Raw genomic sequence first — 25,590 nt, forward strand, 5'->3', positions numbered from 1 at the left:
TTATCATTATGCTAAAGACATTTATTGAAAGACCTGTACTCTCTACAGTTATTTCTATCATTATAGTTTTACTAGGATTTATAAGTATCAAAAGCTTACCCATAGAACAATATCCAGATATTGCGCCACCAACCATTAAAGTAACCGCAAGCTACCCAGGAGCTAATGCAGAAACGGTATTGGAAAGTGTTATTATTCCTATAGAAGAGCAAATTAATGGTGTAGAGGGAATGACCTACATAACATCAACAGCCTCAAATAACGGAACAGCAGATATTACCGTATATTTTGATCAAAATGTAGATGCCGATGTGGCTGCTGTAAATGTTCAAAATCGTGTATCAAGGGCTAATCCATTGTTGCCTCAAGAGGTAAAACAAACGGGTGTTACCACTCAAAAGCAACAAACAAGTGCTTTGATGTTCTTGTCCATGTATTCTGAAAATGAAGACTATGATGCGACTTTTATTCAAAATTATCTAAAAATTAACGTAACACCTAAACTCCAAAGGATTAAAGGAATAGGTGAAGTTGGTGTGTTTTCACAACAAGATTATGCCATGCGAATTTGGTTGAAACCTGAAAAACTAGCCACATACAATTTAATACCTTCAGACATTACAGCTGTTTTAAAAGAACAAAACTTGGAAGCAGCAGCAGGATCTTTGGGGGAAAATAATGGAGAAGCATTTTCTTATGTTTTAAAATATAGTGGTCGATTTAAAGATGAAAAGCAGTATGCCAATATTATTGTAAAAGCATTAGGGAATGGAGAGTTTTTACGTTTAAATGACATTGCCGATATTGAGTTAGACGCGCAATCATTTGGTTCTAGTGCAGTTAGTTTAGGGCATCCAGCTGTTTTTATGGGGATTTTTCAAACAAAAGGTTCTAATGCTGAAGAAATCATTGAAAATATTAAAACTACTTTAGAAAGCGTTGAAAAAGACTTGCCAAAAGGGATACATATTTTTATTCCGTATGATACCAGTTTATTTTTAACAGCTTCCATTGATAAAGTAGTAACCACGTTGTTAGAAGCATTCTTATTAGTGTTTATTGTGGTGTTTATCTTTTTACAAGATTTACGGTCTACATTAATTCCTGCCATAGCAGTTCCTGTGTCTATTATTGGAACTTTTTTCTTTTTGAATTTATTAGGGTATTCAATCAATTTACTAACTTTATTTGCTGTTGTTTTAGCTATTGGAATTGTAGTTGATGATGCTATTGTGGTGGTTGAGGCGGTTCATGCTAAATTGGACCATGGTGAGAAGAATGCTAAAAAAGCAACATTAACCGCCATGCATGAAATAGCAGGAGCTATTGTGTCTATTACTCTGGTAATGGCAGCTGTGTTCATTCCTGTTACCTTTGTTGAGGGACCAACGGGGGTATTTTACAAGCAATTTGGGGTAACTTTAATAATAGCTATTCTTATTTCTGCTGTAAACGCATTAACCTTAAGTCCTGCTTTATGCGCTTTGTTTTTAAAATCCCATAGTGAAGAAGAGGAGTTAAAAAGCAAAAACCCAGTCCATAGATTTCACGCACTTTTTAATCACGGATTTAATGCGACCATCGAAAAATATGGAAAGTCAATTCAATTTCTATACAAACAAAAATGGATTACAATTCTTTTATTAATTATAGCGGCAGTCGGACTTTTTTGGGCATCAAAAACGACACCTACAGGGTTTGTGCCAAATGAAGACAGAGGAATTATATTTGCAAACGTTGAGTTACCCGCAGGCGCGTCTTTAGATAGGACTGCTGAGGTAGTAAATCAATTATATGAAAAAGCGCATAATCTACCCGGGGTTGAAGGTGTTTCTTTTATTAGAGGAAGAAGTTTAATAAGTGGTTCTGGAAGCAATTATGGGTTTGGAGTTATAAAACTTAAAGATTGGAAAGAACGCGAAGATCCATCACTTTCTACTGAAGCAGTTACAGGTAAATTATTTGGTATTGCTTCAACAATTCCAGATGGCAATATTATTTTCTTTGCACCACCAAGTATTCGAGGGTTTGGTAATTCTGCTGGTTTTGAAGTTAATTTATTAGATCGTTTTGGTGGGGATTTTACTGAGTTAGACAAAGTCAATCAAGAATTTATTGGGGCTTTAATGCAGCATTCTGAAATTAAGTATGCTCAATCTTCTTTCAATACTAAATATCCGCAGTATGAAATGGAAGTGAATGTGCCTTTAGCAAAAGAAAAAGGTGTTCCGATTAGTAGTATATTTTCAACATTACAAGGATATATAGGCGGTGTTTATGCTTCAGATTTTTCAAGGTTTGGAAAACAGTTTCGTGTCTATATTCAATCGTTACCAGAAGACAGGGCGGATGTTGATGCTTTAAATAGTATGTATGTTAGAACAGATAATGGAGAGATGACACCAATTACTCAGTTTGTGACTTTAAAAAGGATTTATGGCCCACAGTCTGTAACACGTTTTAATTTATTCAATTCAACAAGTATTACTGGTGCTACAAATGCTGGATTCAGTACAGGAGATGCTATTAGAGTGATTGAAGAAGAAGTTGCAAAATTGCCAAGTAATTATACGATTGCTTATTCTGGTTTAACACGTGAAGAGGTAAATTCAGGTAGTCAAACCACCTTTATTTTCATTTTAAGTATTCTGTTTGTTTACTTTTTACTGTGCGCACAATATGAGAGTTACATTTTGCCATTTGCCGTTGTATTTTCCATACCGCTTGGAGTTTTTGGAGCCTATATAAGCACGAAATTTTTAGGACTGGAAAACAATATTTATTTTCAAATAGCATTAATTATGCTTATTGGACTGCTTGCTAAAAATGCTATTTTGATTGTAGAATTTGCACTTCAAAAACGCAGACAGGGAGAGAGTATATTAAATTCTGCTATTCATGGAGCTAAAACACGTTTGCGCCCTATTTTAATGACATCGTTTGCTTTTATTTTAGGACTAATGCCTTTGGTGTTGGCAAAAGGTGTTGGTGCAGAAGGGAATAGATCTATTGGTACCGGTGCCGCTGGTGGTATGCTTATAGGAACCGTTTTGGGAGTGTTTGTAATTCCTGTTTTATTCATTTTATTTCAGTGGTTACAAGAAAAAATTTCTAGTAAACCAGCAATCAAAACTATTGAAGAATAATCATTATGAAATCAATTATAAAAAATAAATTTTTAGGTAAAGCAATTCTTTTAATAATCGTTTCTTTAACTCTTCAAAGTTGTTTTGTTGCTAAAGATTATACGACGCCAAAGTTAGAGGAAACACAAAATTTATATAGAACCGATAACCTTCCAACAGATAGTTTATCAATGGCCGATATTTCTTGGAAAGCATTATTTACAGATTCTTATTTGAATCAATATATTGAAGAAGGACTTCAAAACAATATTGATATTCGTATTGCAATCCAGCAAATTTTGTCGGCTGAAGCTTATTTAAGACAGGGGAAAGCAGGATATTTGCCAAACTTAAGCGCAAAAGGAACAGCTTCACGTTCTTACTTGTCTAAAAACGGACAGCAAGGAGCTATTTTAAGTAGCTTGGGAGAAGACCATATTGATCAATTTGAATTATCTGGTGCCTTATCATGGGAAGCCGATATATGGGGAAAAATAAGAAGCAACAAACGCGCTTATCAAGCGAGTTACTTGCAAAGTGTTGCTGCGCATAAGGCTGTAAAAACACAATTAATTTCTAGTATTGCCTCAACGTATTATCAACTTTTGGCATTAGATGCTCAATTAGCAATTACAAAACAAACTATTGTAACGCGCGAAAATAGTGTGGAAACCATTAAAGCATTAAAAGATGCAGGACAAGTTACACAAGTTGCAGTAGATCAAAACATTGCACAATATAATAACGCAAAGGCTTTACAAGTAGATTTAGAAACCACTATTTTTAAAACCGAAAATGCGTTGAGCATTTTGCTTGGAAAAGCTCCTCAACATTTTGAAAGAAGTACAATAAACAGTCAAATAATTGAATCAGATTTAAAAATTGGCGTTCCTGCTACTTTATTAAGTAACAGACCCGATGTTATGGCTGCCGAGTATGGTTTAATCCAGTCTTTCGAATTAACTAATGTGGCACGTAGCAGCTTTTACCCGTCATTAACATTAACAGCGTCAGCAGGTTTTCAAAGTTTAGAATTTGATAACTTATTTAATTCAAATTCACTTTTCGCCAATTTAGTTGGCGGATTATCGCAACCTATCTTTAACCAAAGAAAAATAAAAACGCAATATGAAGTAGCCAAGGCACAACAAGAACAGGCCTTGTTAAACTTTAAACAATCACTTTTAATTGCAGGCAATGAGGTGTCAAATGCTTTGTTTGCTTATAATGCCGAAACGAAAAAATTTGTATTCAGACAAAACGAAGTAGAAGCGTTACGTAATGCCGAAACCAATTCGGAAGAATTATTAAAAAACGGATATGCTAACTATTTAGATTTATTAACAGCTAGACAAAGTGCACTGAATGCTGAATTAAATGTAATTGATAGCAAACTACAACAATTGCTTTCTGTTGTTAATTTGTATGAAGCTCTTGGAGGTGGCTGGAAATAATATAAAGATTTTGGTTAATAGTTAGTTGGTTATGCTTGGCAGGAATGGTTTTATTTTTTAAATCATTTCTGCCTTTTAACTTAAGTTAAATTTGAAATGACGACAAAAGAAGAGGTTTTAGAGTGTTCAATAGCCAACTTTACAAAGTTTGGAAGTAAAAGTTTTACCATGGATGAACTTGCTGGCGAGCTAGGAATGTCTAAAAAAACGATTTACAATTATTTTAAAAACAAAGAGGATTTAGTATCTGAAAGCTTAGAGTTTTTAATTAAAAAAATCAAAAAGCAAATAGATTTAACTTTGCTTCAACATACAGATCCTATTGTTAAAATCATAGAAATTTATAAGATAGGTTTTGATTATTTTAAATGTTTTAAACCTTCATTTACATTTGGATTGAAGAAGTATTATCCGAAAGCAGATGAAGTGTTTGAAACATTTAGACATGAAATTGTTTTTGGAAAAGTATATAATTTATTGGAACAAGCACAACAGCAAAAATTAATTAAAGAAGAAATTAATATAAAACTGGCTTGTGAATTATATTTTTTAAGAATAGAAAATGTAATTTACAAGCCAAATAATTTTTTTGATGAGTATTCTAAAAAAGAATTATTAGAGCATATGATAGTTTATAATTTGAAAGGAATTTCGAATGCAAACTACACGAATTCTTATTTTGAGTGAGTTATTTTGATTTCATCATTTTAATTGAAAACCATCCAAGAAGTGCAACCATCAATACAATAATAATCCATAACCATATTTTATTTTGAAATAATGGAGCGTTATTAGATGTAGGCTTTTTATAAATTACTTGTTCTTCACCTAATGTTAAACTGGAAATGGTATCAGGAGTTTTTGAAACAAAACGCTCAATATCATAATTTGGCCTGTAAACATTTGAATTTCCGTAGGTTAAAAAGTATGTAGCTGGTTCAGTAAAGCGAATATCTAAATTATAAACATTTCCTTTTACAGTAACATTTTCAATTTTTAAGGGTTCATTATCTTGATTATTGACAATAATTTTAAGTTTTTTTAAGACTGTATTTTCAAATGCAAACACATTATTTTCTATTGAATTTAAGGTGCCATTTGTTAAAGTTCTGTAATTATAAACATACCCGTTTTGTGTTTTAACACTATCTGAAACATATTTAATCATAATTGGACGATAATAGTCATAAGATGCATCAACATCAATTTTTAAATAGCTTACGGGTAAACGTTTTGATAATTCTATATTAATATCCGAACTTTTTTCTTGCTTTTTTTCTTCTATTTCCAAGCTCTTAATTTCGCAACCATAAAACTCACCTTTTTCAATGGTGGTGTAACTTGCTTTAACGGATTTTAACTCTGGTTTTTCAAGACTTTTCACAAGAATTCTGAAATAATTATAGCTAGAATTTGGGAATGTTATATTGTTGTATTCATAAAAGGTCTCGGCATTTTTTATAGACAATATTCGGTAATCGTCAACTATGGTAAACCATTCGTTTTGATTGTTGCTGCCTTCTAAAGAAATTCTCCAATCAAAATTAAATTGTTTAAAATCTATTTGTAATTGATTTATAACGTCTTGGTTTGGAACTTCAAGTGTGAAATAATAGCCTTTTTCATTATGAGACGTATTAATTATTTTGAAATTCACATTAGTTTTTACCCGTTTTTCGCGTTTAAGTTCTAAAAGGTAAGGTGCTTCAATGGTGTCGTTTTTTTCAGAAATTCCAAAAACTCTTATATCGGATAAATCAGGGGATATTTTTTTAAAAATATCATTAGGTAATTCTAGTTTATGCCAAGAATTTGTTACTCCTTCTAGCTCACGTTTGTAGCTATATTTTTGCATTTGTCCAAATGAAAACACAAAAGGTAAAAGGAGAAAGCAAGTAAAAATTTTAGACTTAAATGTCATCAGAAATATTGCTTTTAAATTTATTATATAAAAATGAAATGATTAATAAAAGAATACCTAAAGATACAAATACAATGGTTTTTGAGATGGTTCCTAAATGTGAAATATCGTAGAAAAATAGTTTTATTAACGTAATTGAAAATAGAACGATTGCCGCAATACGCAAATGTTTTCTCTGCTTCCAAATTCCTAAAGCAATTAATAATAATGAAAAGACACCCCAAAGAATACTTAGTCCTAATTTATAGGATTGTGTAGAGCCAGACATATCCAATAAATTAACAAGTTCGCTGCTAGCAATCCATAAAATGATAAAATAAAATAAAATGCTAAACGGAACTTTGTTGGTAATTTTCATGAACTCTTCAAGGACATATTTATAGCTAACAAATAATGTTACCGCAACAAATACATATGAAACATAACGAATAGCAATATACCATGTTCCAATATGATAATATTCAGATAGGTTTTGATTAAGATAATTATCCCTTAATTCACTTAAAGCATATAAGCCAAGAGTTAAAAAGAAAAAAACAGTAATGCCGTTTAACCCTATGTTTATATAGCCAAAGGTTTTGTTCTTTAATTTTTTAATATTGAAAAAAGACATTGCAGAAACAAAAACCATGGAATAAATGAGCAACCAAACAACTTTAAATTTTAATAAACTATAGTTATTGTAATTCTCAAAATACTCTTGATTATTAATGGTCAACTGTGATTCATTATAAAGCCTTTGAAAATAATAATCAATTTCCAAAAAGAGTCCTATATAAACAGTGCTAATAATAATAGCAGGAACTGCAAAAGAGATTGTTTTTTGGTTATCTTTTTTTGAATGCTCTTCTGAAATAAATGCTGAGTTTTTGTTAATAAAATATATAAAGCCAAAAGCAACAACAACTAATATGGTAGTTAAAAAGTAAATGTTTAAAAGAGGCATTATTTTGTTAGAATCACTGATATTCCAATAACTCAAATATCCATTGCTCCAATCTTCATATAAACTTATTATGGCTAAAGCCATTAAAGGATACGAAATATATTCATATACCGAAATTGATTTTGTGCGTCCTATCCAAAACAGAAAAGCCGCTTCTCCAGTCCATAATAAAGTAACCCAATTACCATCTAATTGTACAGGAATTGTAATGGTAATAAACACTAAAACCAACCCTACAACTAAATAGAATAGGTTTTTATCGGCCAATTTTAATCTATATATAATTACACTCACAATAAAATGTAAAATAGCATTACAAAGCGTAAACAATCCAAGTAATTGGTTTCCTGTTTCATGGTTTTCAAGAATTGTATATCCAAAACCGTAAAAAATAAAAGAGTTCGCTAATATCAGTATAACATCTAAAGTATCAAATTGCTCTTTTTTAATCAATTTGTAAGCTAAAAATGTAGCATAAAAAATAACAAAAAAGACACCAGCAAAAATGAGCGCAGTTGCAAAGTCGTTAATGCTATTATAATTAATGGTAAACCAAGACAAATAAATTAACCAAGTTAAAACGAACGAAACATAGTTAAGAGGTTTCCAGTATTTGTAGAATGCCAATACTAAAATACCAATATTAATTATTGACATATAACTAAACAAAACAGTAGCATTACCTGAACCATCACTAAGCAAAAAAGGCACAGCGTACGCGCCAACCAAACCTATATGGGCAATAAGCTGTTTGTTGTACTTTAAAGCTGCAAATACTGTAAAGCCTGTAAAAACAAACATAAGCACAAACGTTATTATTTGAGGTATTAATCCATAATAACTATAGGCTGCATAGGTAAGAAAATACAAAATTGCCATAGCACCACTCACTAAAACAGCACTAAAATTCTCAAATTTTGGTTTAAGCTTGATCGATAAACCTAACAACCCTAATCCTACTAAATATCCAAGAATAATCCTTGTTAGCGGACTTATTAAATCGTTTTCAATGGAATATTTTGCTCCAATTGCAACGCCAATAATTAAGATAGCAATACCAATTTTATTAATAAGATTCTCTCCAATAAACTTTTCTAGTTCGTTACTGATTTTTATAGGATTTTGAGCCGGAGTTACTGTTTGGACTTGTTTTGGAGCTTCTTTTGTAATTGTTTGAATAGATTTTTCAGACGTAGCTTCTTTTTTAATTTTTGGCACAGCAATCCAAAGAATTAAGTATAGAAAAAAGCCAATTCCAAAAAACAAAGAAAGGAGTATCCATAGAAATCGAACCAAGTATCTGTTAATACCAAGATAATTCCCTAAGCCAGAACAAACACCTCCTAAACCACGATGATATACATCTCTAAAAAATCCTTTATGAGTTTCAGTAACTGACTCTGCCTTCTCTTTAAAAGAAGTTTTTTCAACAACAGGAGCCTTTTCAATTTCTTGTTGCTTTTCAGAAATTTTAAACAGGTTTAATTCTTTTTGTAAGTCGTTAATTTCTTTTGAAAAAACCTCCTGTTTTTTTAAAAGTAAGTCTAACCTTTTTTGAAGTTCATCAACTTTGTTTTGATTATCCATAATACGCTTTTATTAAATAAAATAATCATTTTATTGGTGGAGAAACAATCAACATTATAAGTTGAACAGCTAATGTAGTTGTTTTTTTAATACTAATTCAAGTTCAAACAATTTGTTTGATAATCACCTAAAATAAGTATTTTTGAGCTTTGAAAATTTATGTTGTGAAAAAAGATATTAATATTCCAAAGGTTGAAAACGTTTATGTTGCAGTAATAAATGAGTATAATGATATTTATAAAACCAATGACTGGAATGCCTATATTATTAACGATAGAGATACAGACTTAGATATGGTTTTAATTGTTGTAAATGGTTTTGCAGAAACTAAAGTAACATCAACAATGCGCCATAAACTAGATAAGCTTCCTGCTAAAAGTTATGCAAAAATTGAACTGATGCAAGAGGATGTTTTACAATTAAACAATGAGTTTAAAGTCACTTTTTTTGTAGGAAATAATATGTTTGATAAAACCTATTTATTTAGAAAAAATACCATTAACACAAAAGCTTTCCAAAACATTCCTGTAATAAACAAAAAAGGTGTTTTGGTAAAGTAAATTAATCCAACTTCTCTGTTAATTTTTTAAAGGTCTTTTTGGGGTCTTTGCCTTCATATAATATTTCGTAAACGGCTTCTATAATAGGTAAACGAGTTTTCTTTTTGTTTTTCTCATTAAGTAAATGGGCACTTTTTGTAGCATAATATCCTTCGGCAATCATACTCATTTCCATTTGTGCCGATTTTACCGTATAGCCTTTACCAATCATATTACCAAACATTCTGTTTCTTGAAAAAACTGAATATCCGGTAACCAGTAAATCACCTAAGTAAGCCGAATTATTAATGTTACGTTTCATTTTGTGCATTTTTTTAATAAAACGTCTCATTTCGCGTATGGCATTGCTCATAAGGACGCTCTGGAAATTATCGCCATAACCCAAACCATGGGCAATACCGGCTGCAATGGCATAAATATTTTTAAGCATCACTGCATATTCTGTACCCATAATATCATCACTTGTTTTTGTTTTGATATAATCACAGGAGAGTTGTTTAGCAATTCCCTCTGCTTTTTTAGAATCGGCACATGAAATGGTGAGATATGATAAACGTTCAAGAGCAACTTCTTCTGCATGGCATGGACCTGCGATAACAGCTATGTTGTTAAAAGGAACCTTGTAAAACTGATGAAAATGTTCACCTACCAACAAACCGCTTTCTGGAATGATACCTTTTACTGCTGAAACAATTATTTTATCTGAAATATCAACTGTTAATTTTTCTAATTCACTATACATAAAAGCTGAAGGAACGACAAAAATCAATACATCTGCATAAGTTGCCATTTCATTGATGTCATTACTTAATTTTAATTGCTCCAAATGAAATTCAACAGAACTTAAATAATTAGGGTTGTGTTGCTCTCTTAACAAATGCTCTTTAGTATAAACACTACGCATATACCAGCCTACTTCAGGAAGATTTTCACAAAGCATTTTCACAATAGCCGTGGCCCAACTTCCGGCGCCAAAAACGGCATATTTTAGCTGATTACTCATACTTAAAATAAATGGTTATGGTTTCAAAAGTACATAAAATATTAGTCATAGTTAAGTACTTAAATTCATAATAAATATTTTTTGGCACGTGTTTTGAAAACCATTAAGTATTAACCCTTAAAATGAGTGATTATGAAGACTATAAAATTACTTTTAAGTTTTGCTTTAGCAACAACACTTTTTACTTCTTGTTATACAGAAGTTGTAGTAGACGATTATATTGATGAACCAACAATTTCGTTAAACCAATTATTAGGGGCCTATGAGTTGTGGTATGTAGACATTAATGAAACCATTGGATATGGTTCAACACCATTTTTGCAAAAGGCTTTTACACTGTCTTTTAGAAACGGAACCATGTTTGCCAACAATAATTTGGTAGGTATAGGAAGTACAGGAAATGGTTTTGGAATTGCAGTTGCAGATTATAATGCGTATGACATGATTTTAGATGTACATCATGATGTTGATGGACTTTCAACCTTTGATGTGTATCAAGTAAATAATAACACCTTAGAACTTTACAATCCAAATAACGATACATCTTACTTTTTAAAGGGTTATCAACGCAGCAATTTTGATTATGATTTTGTTTTTTACGATAACATTCACTATTTCTTGCAAGAATATGAAGCTTGGGAAAAAACATATACCAGTGATTTTGGAGCCATTAATGAGTTTGACAATGAAAACTTCTTACAGTTTTTAGCAGGAGGCAACGATTCAGAATTTAGAAGCTCTCAAGATGCGCCTGGAACAAGTGTTTCTAATTTATATTGGGATTATACAGGAGTTTATGGAGTTGGTAACGTAAGTGGTAATATGTACTTGAAAACTTTAACATTAGATTATGATTTCTTCAACAATGAACACTTTGAATTAAGCGTTATAAATGACGGAAAGATTGAGTTATATCATCCAGCATCACAAACCGTTTACGATTTTGTTGGCAGAGGTTATATTCAATTCTTGAAAACATCAAATACAAAAAATAGTACTGCTACGTCAACAGAAAAGTTGCGTAAAGAAAGAAAAGATAAGGTAGAAAATCCAAGAGAGAGCACTCGTGGATAACATATAGTTAGTTTGGTTGGTTATTTAGTTTTGAAACCGCTTAAAAGCTCCTTGCTTCAAGCGGTTTTTCTTTATTTAAGGATATATTAAATACTTTTCCCTTATTTTTTTGAATTCAGATAAATCATTTTGCCAAGTAGCTTTAATGTCTTCAAAAGTAAGTCCTTGCTCAATTTGCTCTTTCAGTTTTGTTGTACCAGCTAATTTGTCAAAAGCCTCTTTATCGAAGAACGTTTCTTTATGAGAAGATGCGTGGTAGGCATCAATGAGCCAGTTAAAATTTAGACTACTCAAATTTTCAGCCTTTGATAAATCTAAACCATGACATTCTGTGTTCAAGTGTTTTGGTGTTTTAGATCCAAAATTTGGTTGAGGTGTAAAGTTGAAATGATACGTTTCAGTTGGCAGGTATGGCGATCCAAAAATTTGAAACTGCATCTCTGTACCTCTTCCACAGCTAACACTGGTTCCTTCAAACATACACAAACTAGCATATAGGTTTATGGATTTATCATTAGGAAGGTTCGGAGATGGTCTTAAAGGGAGGCTATAAGTAGATTTATGAGTGTAATTTTTTAAGGGAATTACAGTAAGGTCGCACTGAACGCCATTATTTAACCATTTTTCTCCATTTGTCATTTTAGCATATTCCCCAATAGTCATTCCGTAAACAATTGGAATTGGACCTAAGCCTTCGTAACTTTTTGATTCTTTTTCTAAAACTGGACCGTCAATGTAATATCCGTTAGGATTTGGTCTATCAAGAACTATCACAGGTATTCCATTCTCAGCACATGCCTCCATAACATTATGCAGTGTTGATATATAAGTGTAAAATCGTACTCCAACATCTTGTATATCAAATACAACAGCATCTGCATTTTGTAAGTGGTTTGGAGTAGGTTTTCTGTAATTATATATTTGTTTGGGGTTTTCACTTTTCCCATACAATGATATTATGGGTAATCCTGTTTTTGCATCAATAGCATCAGTTAAATTCTCACCCGCATCAGCATTTCCTCTAAAACCATGTTCGGGAGAAAAAACTTTTACAATATTAACCCCTAATGACAATAATGAGTCAACAATATGCTGATTAGGGTTTGCCTTATCGTTTTTAAAAATAACAGACGTGTTATTGGCCACAAAAGCAATTCTTTTACCTTTTAATAAACTTAAATATTTTTCGGTTTGATTTGCTCCAACAATAATGTTTTCTGTTTCATTCCTTATCGGTGAAGCCTTTTTGTTGTCATTTGATTTTTTACAACTAAGGCATAATAATATCAGTATTATTGGAAATAGAATTGTGAGTTTTGACATTTTGTAAGTTTTTAGATAAATTATTTTGAGAATGTCTATGTTTTATTAATTATAACATTATGTGTTCTTTTTCAAAGTAGTGCTCAATGGATTCCTGCACAGCCTGTAAAGAACTATATTTTGGGATGTAGGTTATTAATTTCTTAGCTTTTGCAATGCTTCCGTTTGGGCTATGTGCTATATGATCCCAGGTTAATTTTGCTTCGGTTTCGCTGACTGTGTTTTTCCATTCTTCCCAAGGCAAAAATTTTAGCTTTGCTTGTTTTCCAAACCATTTGGCCATTGCATTGGCATAACCTCTTAAAGTGATAGCTTGCTCTGAAACAATATGGAAACTTTCCCCTAATGCATTTGGTCTGTTTTCTATTGTATTTATAAATGCTTGAGCAACATCACTAGCATGTACATGATGGACTGTTTCCATTCCAATATTGGGTAAAATTAATTCTTCGCCTTTTGCTAATTTTAAAAATACGTCTGGGTTTAGGTTTCCAGCTGGATTAATAGGTAACCATCCTGGTCCAGTGATATGTCCTGGATGTAATATAGTAGCAGGAAATCCTATTTGTTGCGATTTGAAAAGCAAGTAAGATTCTATTTTAGCTTTATTTATACCATACTGACCAAATGGATTACGCTCTTGACTCTCAAGGGTTGGGACTAGTTGGCTGTGTCCATGAACCCACATAGTTCCACAATGAATGAAGTGTTGAATATTTTCTGAAAGTGCTTCTACAAGTATAGTGGCACTTTCTAAAGTAAAACAAATAAGGTCAATAACAATATCGGCTTTTAATGCTCTTATTTTATCTCCGAAAACACCTTTTTCTTCAGCTTCTGTTCTATCTATTTTAATTTGTTTTACAAATTCCCATGCTGGAAGGATGTCATAAGGCTTGCTTATATTACGGGTCACACAAATAATCTCGTGCCCCTTCATGGCCAATTTAGGAATCAGATAGGTGCCGATGTGCCCTGTTCCACCTATTACAACTATTTTCATCTATTTCCCATCAAGGGTATATTAAATACTTTTCTCTTATTTTTTTGAATTCAGATAAATCATCTTGCCATGTAGCTTTAATGTCTTCAAAAGTAAGTCCTCGCTCAATTTGCTCTTTTAATTTACCGGTGCCTGCCAATATATTAAAAGACTTTTCTTTGAAAAATTTGTCTTTATCAGAAGTTGCTTTATAGGCGTCTATCAACCAGTTGAAATTCAGGCTACTTAAATTTTCAGTTTTTGAAAGGTCTAATCCATGGCACACTTGCCCCATGTTTTTAGGGTTTTTCGACCCAAAATTTGGTTGGGGAGTAAAGTTGAATTTATAAATATCGCTCGGTAAATCTGGTGAACCAAAAATTTGAAACTGCATTTCTGTTCCTCTACCACAACTAACGTTAGTTCCTTCAAACATACATATGCTTGCATAAAGGTTTATAGATTTATCGTTAGGAAGGTTTGGTGAAGGTCGAAAAGGAAGACTGTAAGTAGATTTATGAGTGTAATTTTTTAAAGGAATCACAGTAAGATCACACTGAACACCATTGTTCAGCCACTTTTCGCCATTTATCATTTTAGCGTATTCGCCTATTGTCATTCCATAAACAATTGGCACTGGATGCAGCCCAACAAAACTTTTAAACTCATTTTCTACTATAGGACCATCAATATAATGTCCGTTAGGGTTTGGTCTATCTAAAACTATTACTGGAATTCCATTTTCAGCACAAGCTTCCATAATGTAATGCATGGTAGAAAGATAGGTGTAAAAACGAACGCCAACATCTTGAATATCAAAAACCACCAAATCTATATTCTCTAATTGTTCTTTAGTTGGTTTGAATTTATTACTAGTATCATTATTGTTGTCACCATAAAGCGAAACAATTTGGATGCCCGTTTTTTCGTCAATTTCGTTATTAATAATCTCACCAGCATCTACAGTGCCTCTTAAACCGTGTTCAGGAGTAAATATTTTTTCAATTTTTATATTAAGAGATAATAATGAATCTACTAGGTGTTGATTAGATTGATTATCATCGCTTTTAAAGATAACCGAAGTATTGTTTGCTGCTATAGCGATCCTTTTCCCTTTTAATAAATCTAAATATGCTTCTGTTTGATTGGCCCCAACAACAATACTCTCTTTTTCACTTAAAGTTGTAGCTTGTTCTTTGGTTTTTTTCTGACAACTGATTACTGAACTTGACAATATAAATAATACTGAAAGGAGTAAAAGACTTTTTGAAATTTCTTTTTGCATGGTTAGAGTTTTTATTAAGTTTTTGGTTACAATAAATTTATACCTGCTGAAATATAATCTTTCAGCCTTGGATCTTGCTTATCTAAATCTGTTACTACTGTGTCAATTTCTTTTAAATTACACACATCATAATTAAGTCTTAAGTTTAACTTGTTTGAAGTTGCTAAATAAACTATATGTTCGGATGCGGTTATCATAGCTTTTTTTATTAATGAAACCTCGTAGCCTTCATCTGTAATACCTTGTTCAATGTTTAAGGCACTTACGCCCATAAAACAAATACTCGCTTTTATGTTAGACAGATATTGAATAACATCAATACCTGTAGTAACCATTGAATTTCTCTGAATTTTTCCACCAATAAATATGGTCTCTATTAAAGGATGCTCTGTTAATTGCATGGCTATTGGTAAACTATAAGTATAGATTGTAGCTTTTAAATTTTTCGGAAGTAACTTAGCAAGCATTAAGTTTGTGGTTCCACCACTAATAATAATTATCATACCATCTTCAATTAAAGAAATAGCTTTTTGAGCAATACGAACCTTTCCTTCTCTATTATATATTACATCTTCATTGTAATGATAAAGCTTTTGAATGTTTGAGATTGCTCCACCATGAACTTTGGTAATCATACCTTTGTCATGTAGCTCTTTAATATCTCTTCTTATGGTGTCTTCAGAAACATCAAGTTTTTCTGATAAAAAACTAGAACTAACCTTTCTATTAATACTTACTTCGTCAATTACTTTTTGTTGTCTCTCTCTCTTTTTCATAAAAACTGATTTCTTCAAAAATAAGATTAAATTAAATTAAAATGCAAATTAATATTTAAAAATAAGCATTTTTTTGCTTGTTTAAACGCATAAGCATGCATTTGTTTAAAAAAATACATATATTTGATAGTATTTTTTTAAAAATTTTAATAAAAATATAAAAATTATGATTATATCAAAGAGATTAATTTCATTAGATGTTTTAAGAGGAATAACTATTTCATTTATGATTTTAGTAAATAATCCTGGTAGCTGGAAATATGTTTATTCACCTCTTCGGCATGCCGAGTGGAATGGTTGCACGCCAACAGATTTAGTATTTCCTTTCTTTCTTTTTATTGTTGGTGTGTCTGTATGGTTTTCTTTTGAGAAGTATCAAACCAAAATTTCTAAAGTAGCTCTATTTAAAATATTAAAGAGAACCGCAATTATTTTTCTGTTAGGATTACTATTAAATTTATTCCCCTTTTTTGATTTTGATAAAGTGCGTATTATGGGAGTTTTGCAAAGAATAGCTTTAGCTTATGGAATAGGTTCTATTCTTTGTTTAAGTTTTAAAAGAGATAAATTATTAATTGTTTTAGCCGTCATTTTATTGGGCTATTGGGCATTGTTGTATTTTGGGTCTGAATTAGATCCGTATTCGTTAAAAGAAAACATCGTCAGGAAATTTGATTTGTTTTTGTTTGGTGAGAATCATGTATATAAGGGTTTTGGTATTCCTTTTGACCCTGAAGGATTATTGTCTTCTATCCCAGCTGTTGGAACGGTAATCATTGGGTTTTTGGTTGGTCAAACTATTAGTGTTGAAAAATCCATTTTGTTAAAAATAAAAAAGTTATTATTTCATGGAACTATACTAGTTATTTTAGGTGCTGTTTGGGGGTTGTTTTTCCCTATTAATAAGGCTTTATGGACAAGTTCTTATGTGCTTTATACTGCTGGATTGGGAACATTATTTTTAGCTTTTTTAATTTTCATCATCGATTTTAAAGGATATAAAACTTGGGCAAAACCTTTTGTTCATTTTGGAACTAACCCTCTATTTATATTTGTTTTCTCTGGGTTATATGTAAAAACAATTATCTACTTAATTAAATTGCCTGTAACAAACTCAGGTGATAAAATATCGGCCTATCAATATATGTTTGATGAAATATTTTCTCCCATAGCGGGAAACATGAATGGTTCATTGCTCTTTGCTTTAACGCATATTGTTGTTTTTTGGCTTATTTGTTTACTTCTTTATAGAAATAAGATTTTTATAAAAATCTAGGGTTTTTAATAATGTCTTTGAATTACGTAAGATAATTCGAATTATTTAATCAAAACACGCATTTTTTTGCAAAAAAAATGCGTGTTTTAGATTTATTTTTATATTTTTAGCTAAAATAACTTAAACTCAATCTCATATGAAAAATTATTATTTTCAATTAATCATCTTGATACTGTTGTGTTTTGCTCAGAGTTCTTTTGCGCAATCTGTAACAGTTTCGGGTGTAGTTACTGAAAAAGGAAGTGCGATTCCCTTAGCTGGTGTAAATGTTTCTATTGAAGGGACATCAAAGGGAAGTGTTACAGACTTTGATGGAAAGTACTCAATTGTAGCTGAAAATACCAAAGGCAAATCCCTTGTCTTTAGTTTTTTAGGTTTTAAAACAGTTTCTGTAGTGTTAACAGGCGTAAATCAGGTTGTTAATTTAGAGCTTGAAGAAGATGCTACTAGCTTAGATGAAATAGTTGTTACCGCATTAGGTATTAAAAGAGAATCTAAAGCCTTAGGGTATTCATTGACAAAGGTGGATGGTGAAGATGTGTCGCAAGTAAAAACAGCGAGTGCCGTTAATTCATTGCAGGGGCGTGTTGCAGGTGTAAATGTTTCTACAAGTAGTACAGGAGCTTCAGGCTCAAGTAGGATAGTTATCCGTGGTGCGAGTTCCTTAACCGGAAATAACCAACCACTTTATGTTGTTGATGGGATTCCTATTATTAACAACACCAATGGGTCTGTTGTTGGCCCAACTAATGATGGAACTGGAGACGGTGGAGATGATATTTCTACCATCAATCCAGACGACATTGAATCTGTATCAATATTAAAAGGAAGTTCGGCATCAGCACTTTATGGCTCTTTGGCTTCTAACGGAGTTATTATGATTACAACGAAATCAGGCAAAGGTCAAGAAAGTTTAGGTATAGAATATTCTAGTTCTTATACTTTTGATAAAATCAACACAGGTCTTCAAGATTTCCAAACTTCATATGGACAAGGCCTTAATAGGTTAAAACCAGGATATGAATATGATTCAAGTGGTAATCCTGTTGAGATAGCTAATCCTACAAATGCTATTAATGATGCTTTTAATAGTTCATTGCAATCTTGGGGCGCTCCAATGGACGGATCACTTGTTTATAACTGGGATGGTGTTAAGAGACCATACTCGTACACAGGGAATAACCTCGATAAATTTTATGATACAGGAACAACTGCTGTTAATTCGGTAGCCTTATCAAAAGGAGGAGATGGCTATAATTATCGTTTTTCTTTTTCTAATTTAGAGAATAAGGATATTTTCCCAAAGACTAGATTAGACAGAAAGTCATTTTCATTAAATGCCTCAGCAAAAATTAATCCTAAGTTAACTTCAACTATTAATGCAAAATATGTTATTGAAAAAGTACATAACCGTATTAGTATTGGAGATACTCCGGGAAATGCAAATGCGACGGCGTTTAGATTGCCAAGTAGTTTGGATATTTATGATTTAAAACCTGGGTCTAATTCAGATGGAACAGAACTTTTATTTCAACCAAGTCAGTTTAATTCAAATCCTTATTGGGCCGTTAATGATTTTAATAATGACGATAAGAAAAACAGATTAACAGTATCAACCACTTTAAGATATGATATAACAGATTGGTTATATGCTACGGGTAGGGCAGGTTTAGATACATATGATTTATCTAGAAGAAATGTAACGCCTTACGGAACAGCGTATCGTCCCGCAGGTATATTTTCTCAAAGTAAATCTACCTATTCATCTTTTGATGCCGATTTTATGCTGGGTGTTGAGAAAGCCATAACAAATAAAATTTCAACAAACTCTATAATTGGAGCTAATACTAGAACAAACACTTTCGAATCCTTAAGTGCAGAAGGTAGAGGCTTTATAGTAATAGGCTTAGAAGATTTAAATAATACCACACTACCAGAACCTAAAAATAATTATTTTCAAACCAAAACTAATTCGTTGTATGGGTCATTTGAATTCGATTATGATAAATTCTTTTACCTAACCTTTACAGGAAGAAACGATTGGTTCTCAACATTATCTTTCCCAGGAAAAACAACTCCAAACAATGATTTTTATTGGTCATTAAGTGGAAGTTTACTATTAAATGAAGCTTTTGAATTACCTAAAGCAATCAATTATGCAAAATTAAGAGCAAGTTATGCACAAGTAGCTGGTGGAGCTCAAGATGCTTATGCATTAAATTTAGATTATGCTGTTACTGGGTCTTTTCAAGGGCAATCTTTTGGACAGTTAAATGGAAATACTATTCCTAACCCAAACTTAATACCATTTCAAAAGGATGAATATGAAATTGGATTTGAGGGTAGATTTTTAAATAATCGTTTAAATCTTGATATGGCATATTATTCAAATAATACAAAAAATGATATTGTTAGTGCTGCTGCTTCCCTATCATCAGGCTATACATCGTCAATACTTAATATTGGAGAATTGGAAAACAAAGGAATCGAATTTTTGATTGGAGGCACACCTATTAAAAACGAGGACTTCTCATGGAGTACGTCATTTAATTTAGGGTATAATGATAGTAAAATTGTTCATACTGATGATGAAGATACTCCTATAAATGTTGATGGTAGTCAAAGTAGAGATAGAACCGCAATTATTTCTCATATTGTTGGTGAACACTATGGTGTAATTTATGGTTCATCTTATAAAAGAGATGATAACGGAAACATAATGTATGATATTACAGGTTCTATTCCAAAACCTGTTCAAGGAGAAAACAAGATATTAGGACAAGGTGTTGCTCCATATACTATGGGATTCTCTAATACTTTCAGATACAAAAATATATCATTAGGGTTTTTAATCGATGCGAAATTTGGTGGATCAGTTTATTCTGGAACCAATCATGATATGACTACAGTAGGTCTAACCAAAAAAACTTTAGAGGGGCGTGATACTGGTTTAGTTGTGTCAGGTATTGATAATGCAACAGGTCAGCCTTTTACTATGACAGTGGCGCCAGAAAGCTTGGGGAATTATTGGGGTTTAATAGGAGCAGAGACTGCAGGTATAGCAGAAGAATTTGTTTATAGTACAGATTTTATTAAGTTTAGAGAATTGAGCTTGTCTTATAATTTGCCAAAAAAAGTATTGGAAAATATTTTTATAAATGATTTAAGAATCTCTTTAATTGGTAGAAACTTATTCTTTATCTCAAAAGATATTGAAAATGTTGATCCTGAAGCCGCTTTAAATAATCTTAATTCGCAAGGGATAGAAAGATTTGGGATTCCATCAACCAGAAGCTACGGTTTTTCTATAAATGTTAAATTTTAAAAAAAAAGAGAATGAAAAAAATACTTATTTTACTAGCAATAGTAGTAACATTTGGATCTTGTGATAACGGCTTTGAGGAAATTAATGTAAATCCTACGAAACCTACTCAACTTGATCCATCAACAAAATTGACATATATTCAATTGTATACTGCAGGAAGTAGTTATGCGTCTTATTTGTTTTGGAATGTTATTCATTTAATGCAAAATGTTCAACACCTTAATGAGACCAATTATGGAACTATTTTTTTATATCAAACGAACAACACACATTGGTTATTTGAAGAGCAGTTTAAAACTACAGTTAAAAATATTGCAGATTTAGAAGCTCAATTAGAAACAAGTGAAAAACCTACTGCTGCTGTAGATTTAGCCATAGCTAGAGTACAAAAGGTTCTTATATTTAGTAGAATAACTGATGTTTATGGAGATATACCTTATAGCGAAGCTGGTAAAGGGTTCCTAGAAGGAATTCGTTTCCCTAAATATGATAAGCAAAGCGATATTTATGCCGATATGTTAGCAACCTTAGAAAGTTCTGCGGCAACATTAAGTTCTGGAGGAGCTAGTTCTTATGGTTCTGCAGATTTATTTTATGGCGGAGACGTTGTAAAATGGAAAAAGTTTGCCAATTCATTAATGCTGCGTTTAGCAATGCGTATGGTAAAGGTTGATAATGCAGGGGCTCAAGCATGGGCATCGAAAGCTATTTCTGGTGGTGTTATGACAAGCAATGGTGATATTGCCTATATAAAATATGAAAATTCTGCTAATGATGGCGGACCTAATGTAAACCCGCTTACAAAATGTTTTACATCAAGAGGAGTAAATCAGAATAAAATTTCTAAGACTTTTATGGATTTCATGAAAGACAGAAACGATCCGCGTGTTTCTGTTTTATGTTCTACTACCGATGGTGATACAGATTCAGCATTACAATTTGGTCAAGATATAAACGATGCCACTCAAAGTTCTGCAAACTCAAAGCCAAATGTCAATATTTTTGGAGGGGCATTAAATGACGGGTCTCGAATTATTATTTATGACGCGCCTTTTTTCTATCAAACCTATGCTGAAGTAGAATATATGTTAGCTGAAGCTGCTGAACGTTGGGGATTAGCAGGTGGTGATGTTGAAGCTCATTATAATGCAGGTGTAAAGGCTGCAATGGAATATTTATCTCTATATGGGCATGGTGTTGAAATTACACCAACCCAAATAAGTGATTATTTGGCAGCTAATCCTTTTGTACCAACGCAAGCCTTAAGAATGATAAATGAGCAATATTGGGTTGCCACTTTTGGAAATGCTAATGAGACTTTTGCAAATTGGAAAAGATCAGGGTATCCTGTTTTGGTTCCCGCAAATGCAGCAAACGTTTATACAGGCGGTGAAATACCAAGAAGATTGAATTATCCAGGATCTGAAAAATTGAATAACCCTGACAATGTAGAAGAAGCTATTTCTCGACAAGGAGGAGATCTTTTAACTACTAGAATGTGGTGGGATGTTGAATAATTTATTAAATAAAAAAATACAGGCTTTATTTATTAGTAAAATTAAAGTCTTAAAGTTATAGTTTTTATGTTTAGTTTATTTTGAGTTAGTAAATGAGGTGGGAGATCAGTTTTTACTCTCACCTCTTTTTTTAGACTTGTTTGTTGTGCCACAACATACTAATTAATTCTATATAATTCTTTAATGTTTAGTATTAAGTTGTTGTAGAATTGTTTTTTAACATAGTCTTAATTTATATGGTTCATTTTTTCTAAATTTTAAAGATTGATTATTCAAAATCTTCGATTTTCTGATATATTGACAATTTTAGATCATTTTTTTTCTAATTTAAAGATTAAAACCTGCAATTATTTGCAAAATAAATGCAGGTTTTATGTTTATTTTTTTTATTTTTATCGTAAATAACTAATCTTTCCATTCTCATGAAAAAAACTAATACAATACTCTCTTGTTTTAAGAGAATCAAACTTCTAAGTTGCTTTTTGCTGCTTATGATGTTTGGGTTTACTTTACAGAGTCAAACCCTTTATACATTAAAAGGTAATGTAAAAGACAATTTAGGTGATCCAACACCAGGTGTTACGGTTCAAATTAAAAACACCAGTCTAGGAGCGATTACAGATTTTGATGGAAACTATGATTTGAAAGCAAATCTTGAAGCAGGTAATTATACCCTTGTTTTTAGATCATTAGGATTAACAACTCAGGAAGTTAAAGTTTCTTTAGGAAGCCAAACTGAAGTTGTTAATGAAATTGCCATGACTATGGATATCTTGGGGTTAGATCAAATTGTAATCACTGGTGCAGGAGCTTTGACCGCTAAAAAGCAACTAGGTAATACAATTTCTAGCATTAAAGGTTTGGAAATTGCAGAATCTGGATCAGTAGATATTACTGGCGGACTTTCTGGAAAATTGGCAGGAATTCAGGTCAATCAAAATTCAGGTGATCCTGCAGGAGGAATAAGTGTTAGATTAAGAAGTGCAAGTACTGTGAATGGAAGTTCGGATCCTTTATATATTATTGACGGTGTAATTGTTAATAATAATTCTACAGATGTTTTAGGCACAACAAGTGTTGTACAAAATAGGTTATCAGATATTAGTCCTCAGGATATTGATCGAATTGAAGTTATAAAAGGTGCAGCAGCAGCAGCAATTTATGGGTCTAGAGCTAGTAATGGAGTTGTTCAGATTTTTACAAAAAAAGGACAATCTGGAAAACCTGTAATTACTCTTTCGAGTAGTGTAAATTTTAATTCTTTAAGAAAGAAACGTGATTTTAACCAAGAGCCTTTTGATTGGGCCTCAACTGATATTACTAATCTTGATAAAGTTGCAGCAACTAGATATGATTATCAAGATATGGTTTTTCAAAACTCTGTTGGAACAGATAATTATGTCTCTATGTCTGGAGGAAAAGATAACACAAACTATTTTGCTTCTTTTTCATATTTAAAGAATGATGGTATTCTTAAAAGTACTGATTATGAAAGACAAGGAGGAAGAATTAGAGTTAATCAAGTAATCAATGATTGGGCTTCTGCTTCTTTTGGAACCTACTTTTCAACAAGTAAAAGTCAAGATCAGCCTAATGGAGGTTATATTGCAGGTATTTTACCAACAATATTATTTGCCAACAACACTGTAGATCCTAGACCGGATGCTGACGGAAATTATCCGAGTATGACTTTTTATCCTAATATTCTAGAATACATTAATAATTTTGATTTTAATCAAAAGAACAATAGAAATATCAGTGATTTGCAAATTACCTTAAAACCAGTTGATGGTCTTAAAGTAAACTATATACTTGGTTATGATAATTCTGAATCTATTGGTAACACATATATTCCTATTGGAACCAATACGATTGTATTAGGTAGAGCAAGTACCACTACTATTAGCACAAAACAATTTAATAGTGATTTGAATGCTTCATATGATATTGATATCAATGACAAAATAACATCAACAACAACAGCAGGTTTTTCTTGGCAATCAGACGAAACAATGTTGCGTTCAATCTCTGGAACAGGATTAGCATTAGGAGTTAAAACAACGAATGGGGCTGCTTCAATTTCAACCAATGAAAATAGAAGCGAGAGAAGTTTTTGGGGAGGTTTTCTTCAACAAACATTTGGGTTAAGCGACAAACTATTTGTTACTGGAGCCATTAGATTAGACGGTTCTTCAGTTTTTGGAGCAGATGAAAGAAACCAAATATATCCAAAAGCAAGTATGTCGTATTTGTTATCTGAAGAAGATTTTTGGAAAGAAAGTTTTGGAAGTACACTTAATAGTTTTAAAGTAAGAGCAGCTTGGGGACAAGCAGGGAACCTTACCGCAATTGGACCTTTTGACAGATTGTCAAATTATGCTGCAACTAGTATTGATGGAACTTCAGGTTTAATTGCTCCTACCCGATTAGGAAATGCTGGACTAAAGCCTGAAAGACAAACAGAATTAGAATTTGGTATCGATATGGGCTTGTTTGATAATAAGGTAGGTATTGAGCTTACATATTATAAACAAGACATAAAAGATCTTTTATTGGCAAGAACATTGTCTCCATCTACTGGTTTTGGGTCTAGAGTAGAAAATATTGGAACCATGACTAACAGAGGTTTTGAAGCATTAATTACGGCAACACCAATTCAAACAAATGATTTTAGTTGGTCAGTTACAGGGACTTTTTCTACGAACAAAAATGAAGTAAACAATATTGAAGGAGAGCAATTTGGTATAGGGAACTTTGGTTTTTCTGTTGCTAAAAACGGTCAACCTTTAGGAGTTTTTTATCAAGGTTACTATGCTAGAAACCCTGACGGAAGTTTACTTTTAACTTCAGGAGGACTTCCTCAAAGAGAGAAAGGATCATATGATTCTAATGGAAATCCTGTTCCTGAGCGAGATGGATCAGGACAACCAAGTGGAGCAAATTTAAGTAAGGTTATTGGAGATCCTAATCCTGATTTTATAGCATCTTTAACTAATGAATTTAAATATAAAAACTTTTCATTTAGAATGCAGTTTGATGCCGTTCAGGGAGTAGATGTTTTAAGTTGGGATACACGTATGTTCTATCGTTTTGGAGGTGGTCCAGAAACAGCTAGCGAGTTAAGAGGTGACAGTGTTAGAGGAACTGGAGCGGCTAAGTTTGGTATTGCAGAATCGTATATTGAGGACGGGTCTTACATTAAGCTTCGTGAGCTGTCAACTTCTTATTTATTGAAAAGCCCTTTTGAAGGGGTTGATAGTTTAAAATTCACTTTAACTGGTCGTAATTTGTTTTCAATTGATAATTTCTCTGGCTACGATCCAGAAGTAAATATGGATGGTCAAAGTAATGGAGCAAGAGGTGGCGTTATGGGATTAGTTCCTATTCCGAGTGTAATTAAATTTGGTGTAATAGCTACTTTTTAAGTGTCTAAATA

16 protein-coding genes are annotated in these 25,590 nt (G+C 32.2%); 9 read left to right on the forward strand and 7 right to left on the reverse strand.

Annotation, left to right across the window (positions count from 1 at the left end; all coding sequences use genetic code 11):
• Positions 1 to 8: 8 nt before the first annotated feature.
• The 3 genes from V8G69_RS13465 to V8G69_RS13475 all read left to right on the forward strand — a co-directional run bounded on the left by V8G69_RS13465 (position 9) and on the right by V8G69_RS13475 (position 5,266).
• On the forward strand, positions 9 to 3,146 hold the full coding sequence (locus V8G69_RS13465) for an efflux RND transporter permease subunit (RefSeq protein WP_394882553.1): 3,138 nt from the start codon (positions 9 to 11) through the stop codon (positions 3,144 to 3,146).
• A 5-nt stretch (positions 3,147 to 3,151) separates the two neighbouring features.
• Positions 3,152 to 4,579 carry an efflux transporter outer membrane subunit gene (locus tag V8G69_RS13470; protein ID WP_394882554.1) on the forward strand — a complete coding sequence of 476 codons (1,428 nt, stop codon included), beginning with the start codon at positions 3,152 to 3,154 and terminating at the stop codon, positions 4,577 to 4,579.
• A gap of 96 nt (positions 4,580 to 4,675) precedes the next feature.
• The gene (locus tag V8G69_RS13475; RefSeq protein WP_394882555.1) at positions 4,676 to 5,266 is read left to right on the forward strand and encodes a TetR/AcrR family transcriptional regulator; all 591 of its coding nucleotides are present in this window, start codon (positions 4,676 to 4,678) and stop codon (positions 5,264 to 5,266) included.
• A 1-nt stretch (position 5,267) separates the two neighbouring features.
• Here the strand turns inward: V8G69_RS13475 and V8G69_RS13480 are convergent, their stop codons facing one another.
• Together V8G69_RS13480 and V8G69_RS13485 are read right to left on the reverse strand one after the other, a co-directional pair.
• On the reverse strand, positions 5,268 to 6,434 hold the full coding sequence (locus tag V8G69_RS13480; RefSeq protein ID WP_394882556.1) for a DUF3999 family protein: 1,167 nt from the start codon (positions 6,432 to 6,434) through the stop codon (positions 5,268 to 5,270).
• Positions 6,435 to 6,489: 55 nt separating this feature from the next.
• Entirely contained in the window at positions 6,490 to 9,033 is a 2,544-nt protein-coding gene (locus V8G69_RS13485; RefSeq protein ID WP_394882557.1) for a DUF2339 domain-containing protein, read from the reverse strand.
• A gap of 164 nt (positions 9,034 to 9,197) precedes the next feature.
• Here V8G69_RS13485 and V8G69_RS13490 point away from each other — a divergent pair, with 164 nt between their 5' ends.
• Positions 9,198 to 9,593 carry a hypothetical protein gene (locus V8G69_RS13490; RefSeq protein ID WP_394882558.1) on the forward strand — a complete coding sequence of 132 codons (396 nt, stop codon included), beginning with the start codon at positions 9,198 to 9,200 and terminating at the stop codon, positions 9,591 to 9,593.
• A gap of 1 nt (position 9,594) precedes the next feature.
• Here V8G69_RS13490 and V8G69_RS13495 read toward each other — a convergent pair whose 3' ends face one another.
• The gene (locus V8G69_RS13495; RefSeq protein ID WP_394882560.1) at positions 9,595 to 10,596 is read right to left on the reverse strand and encodes an NAD(P)H-dependent glycerol-3-phosphate dehydrogenase; all 1,002 of its coding nucleotides are present in this window, start codon (positions 10,594 to 10,596) and stop codon (positions 9,595 to 9,597) included.
• A 132-nt stretch (positions 10,597 to 10,728) separates the two neighbouring features.
• Here V8G69_RS13495 and V8G69_RS13500 point away from each other — a divergent pair, with 132 nt between their 5' ends.
• Positions 10,729 to 11,670, forward strand: a complete 942-nt coding sequence (locus tag V8G69_RS13500) for a nicotinic acid mononucleotide adenyltransferase (protein WP_394882561.1) — start codon at positions 10,729 to 10,731, stop codon at positions 11,668 to 11,670.
• 75 nt (positions 11,671 to 11,745) lie between these two features.
• Here the strand turns inward: V8G69_RS13500 and V8G69_RS13505 are convergent, their stop codons facing one another.
• The 4 genes from V8G69_RS13505 to V8G69_RS13520 are packed head-to-tail and all read right to left on the reverse strand — an operon-like array spanning position 11,746 to position 16,036.
• Positions 11,746 to 12,993: an exo-beta-N-acetylmuramidase NamZ domain-containing protein gene (locus tag V8G69_RS13505; protein ID WP_394882562.1), complete on the reverse strand. Its 1,248-nt coding sequence runs from the start codon at positions 12,991 to 12,993 to the stop codon at positions 11,746 to 11,748.
• 49 nt (positions 12,994 to 13,042) lie between these two features.
• A complete protein-coding gene (locus V8G69_RS13510) occupies positions 13,043 to 13,996 on the reverse strand; it encodes an NAD-dependent epimerase/dehydratase family protein (protein ID WP_394882563.1) in 954 nt (317 codons plus the stop codon).
• Positions 13,997 to 14,006: 10 nt separating this feature from the next.
• The gene (locus V8G69_RS13515; RefSeq protein WP_394882564.1) at positions 14,007 to 15,260 is read right to left on the reverse strand and encodes an exo-beta-N-acetylmuramidase NamZ domain-containing protein; all 1,254 of its coding nucleotides are present in this window, start codon (positions 15,258 to 15,260) and stop codon (positions 14,007 to 14,009) included.
• A 26-nt stretch (positions 15,261 to 15,286) separates the two neighbouring features.
• Entirely contained in the window at positions 15,287 to 16,036 is a 750-nt protein-coding gene (locus tag V8G69_RS13520) for a DeoR/GlpR family DNA-binding transcription regulator (protein WP_394882566.1), read from the reverse strand.
• Positions 16,037 to 16,202: 166 nt separating this feature from the next.
• Between V8G69_RS13520 and V8G69_RS13525 the strand changes: the two genes are divergently transcribed.
• The 4 genes from V8G69_RS13525 (at position 16,203) to V8G69_RS13540 (ending at position 25,579) form a co-directional block, all read left to right on the forward strand.
• Complete coding sequence (locus V8G69_RS13525; protein ID WP_394882567.1) at positions 16,203 to 17,312, forward strand: acyltransferase family protein; 1,110 nt, start codon at positions 16,203 to 16,205, stop codon at positions 17,310 to 17,312.
• Between the two features lie 136 nt (positions 17,313 to 17,448).
• On the forward strand, positions 17,449 to 20,637 hold the full coding sequence (locus V8G69_RS13530; RefSeq protein ID WP_394882568.1) for a SusC/RagA family TonB-linked outer membrane protein: 3,189 nt from the start codon (positions 17,449 to 17,451) through the stop codon (positions 20,635 to 20,637).
• Positions 20,638 to 20,648: 11 nt separating this feature from the next.
• The gene (locus tag V8G69_RS13535; RefSeq protein ID WP_394882569.1) at positions 20,649 to 22,154 is read left to right on the forward strand and encodes a SusD/RagB family nutrient-binding outer membrane lipoprotein; all 1,506 of its coding nucleotides are present in this window, start codon (positions 20,649 to 20,651) and stop codon (positions 22,152 to 22,154) included.
• 422 nt (positions 22,155 to 22,576) lie between these two features.
• On the forward strand, positions 22,577 to 25,579 hold the full coding sequence (locus tag V8G69_RS13540) for a SusC/RagA family TonB-linked outer membrane protein (protein ID WP_394882570.1): 3,003 nt from the start codon (positions 22,577 to 22,579) through the stop codon (positions 25,577 to 25,579).
• Positions 25,580 to 25,590 lie beyond the last annotated feature (11 nt).

The organism is Gaetbulibacter sp. M235, assembly GCF_043876835.1.
Lineage (GTDB): Bacteria > Bacteroidota > Bacteroidia > Flavobacteriales > Flavobacteriaceae > Yeosuana.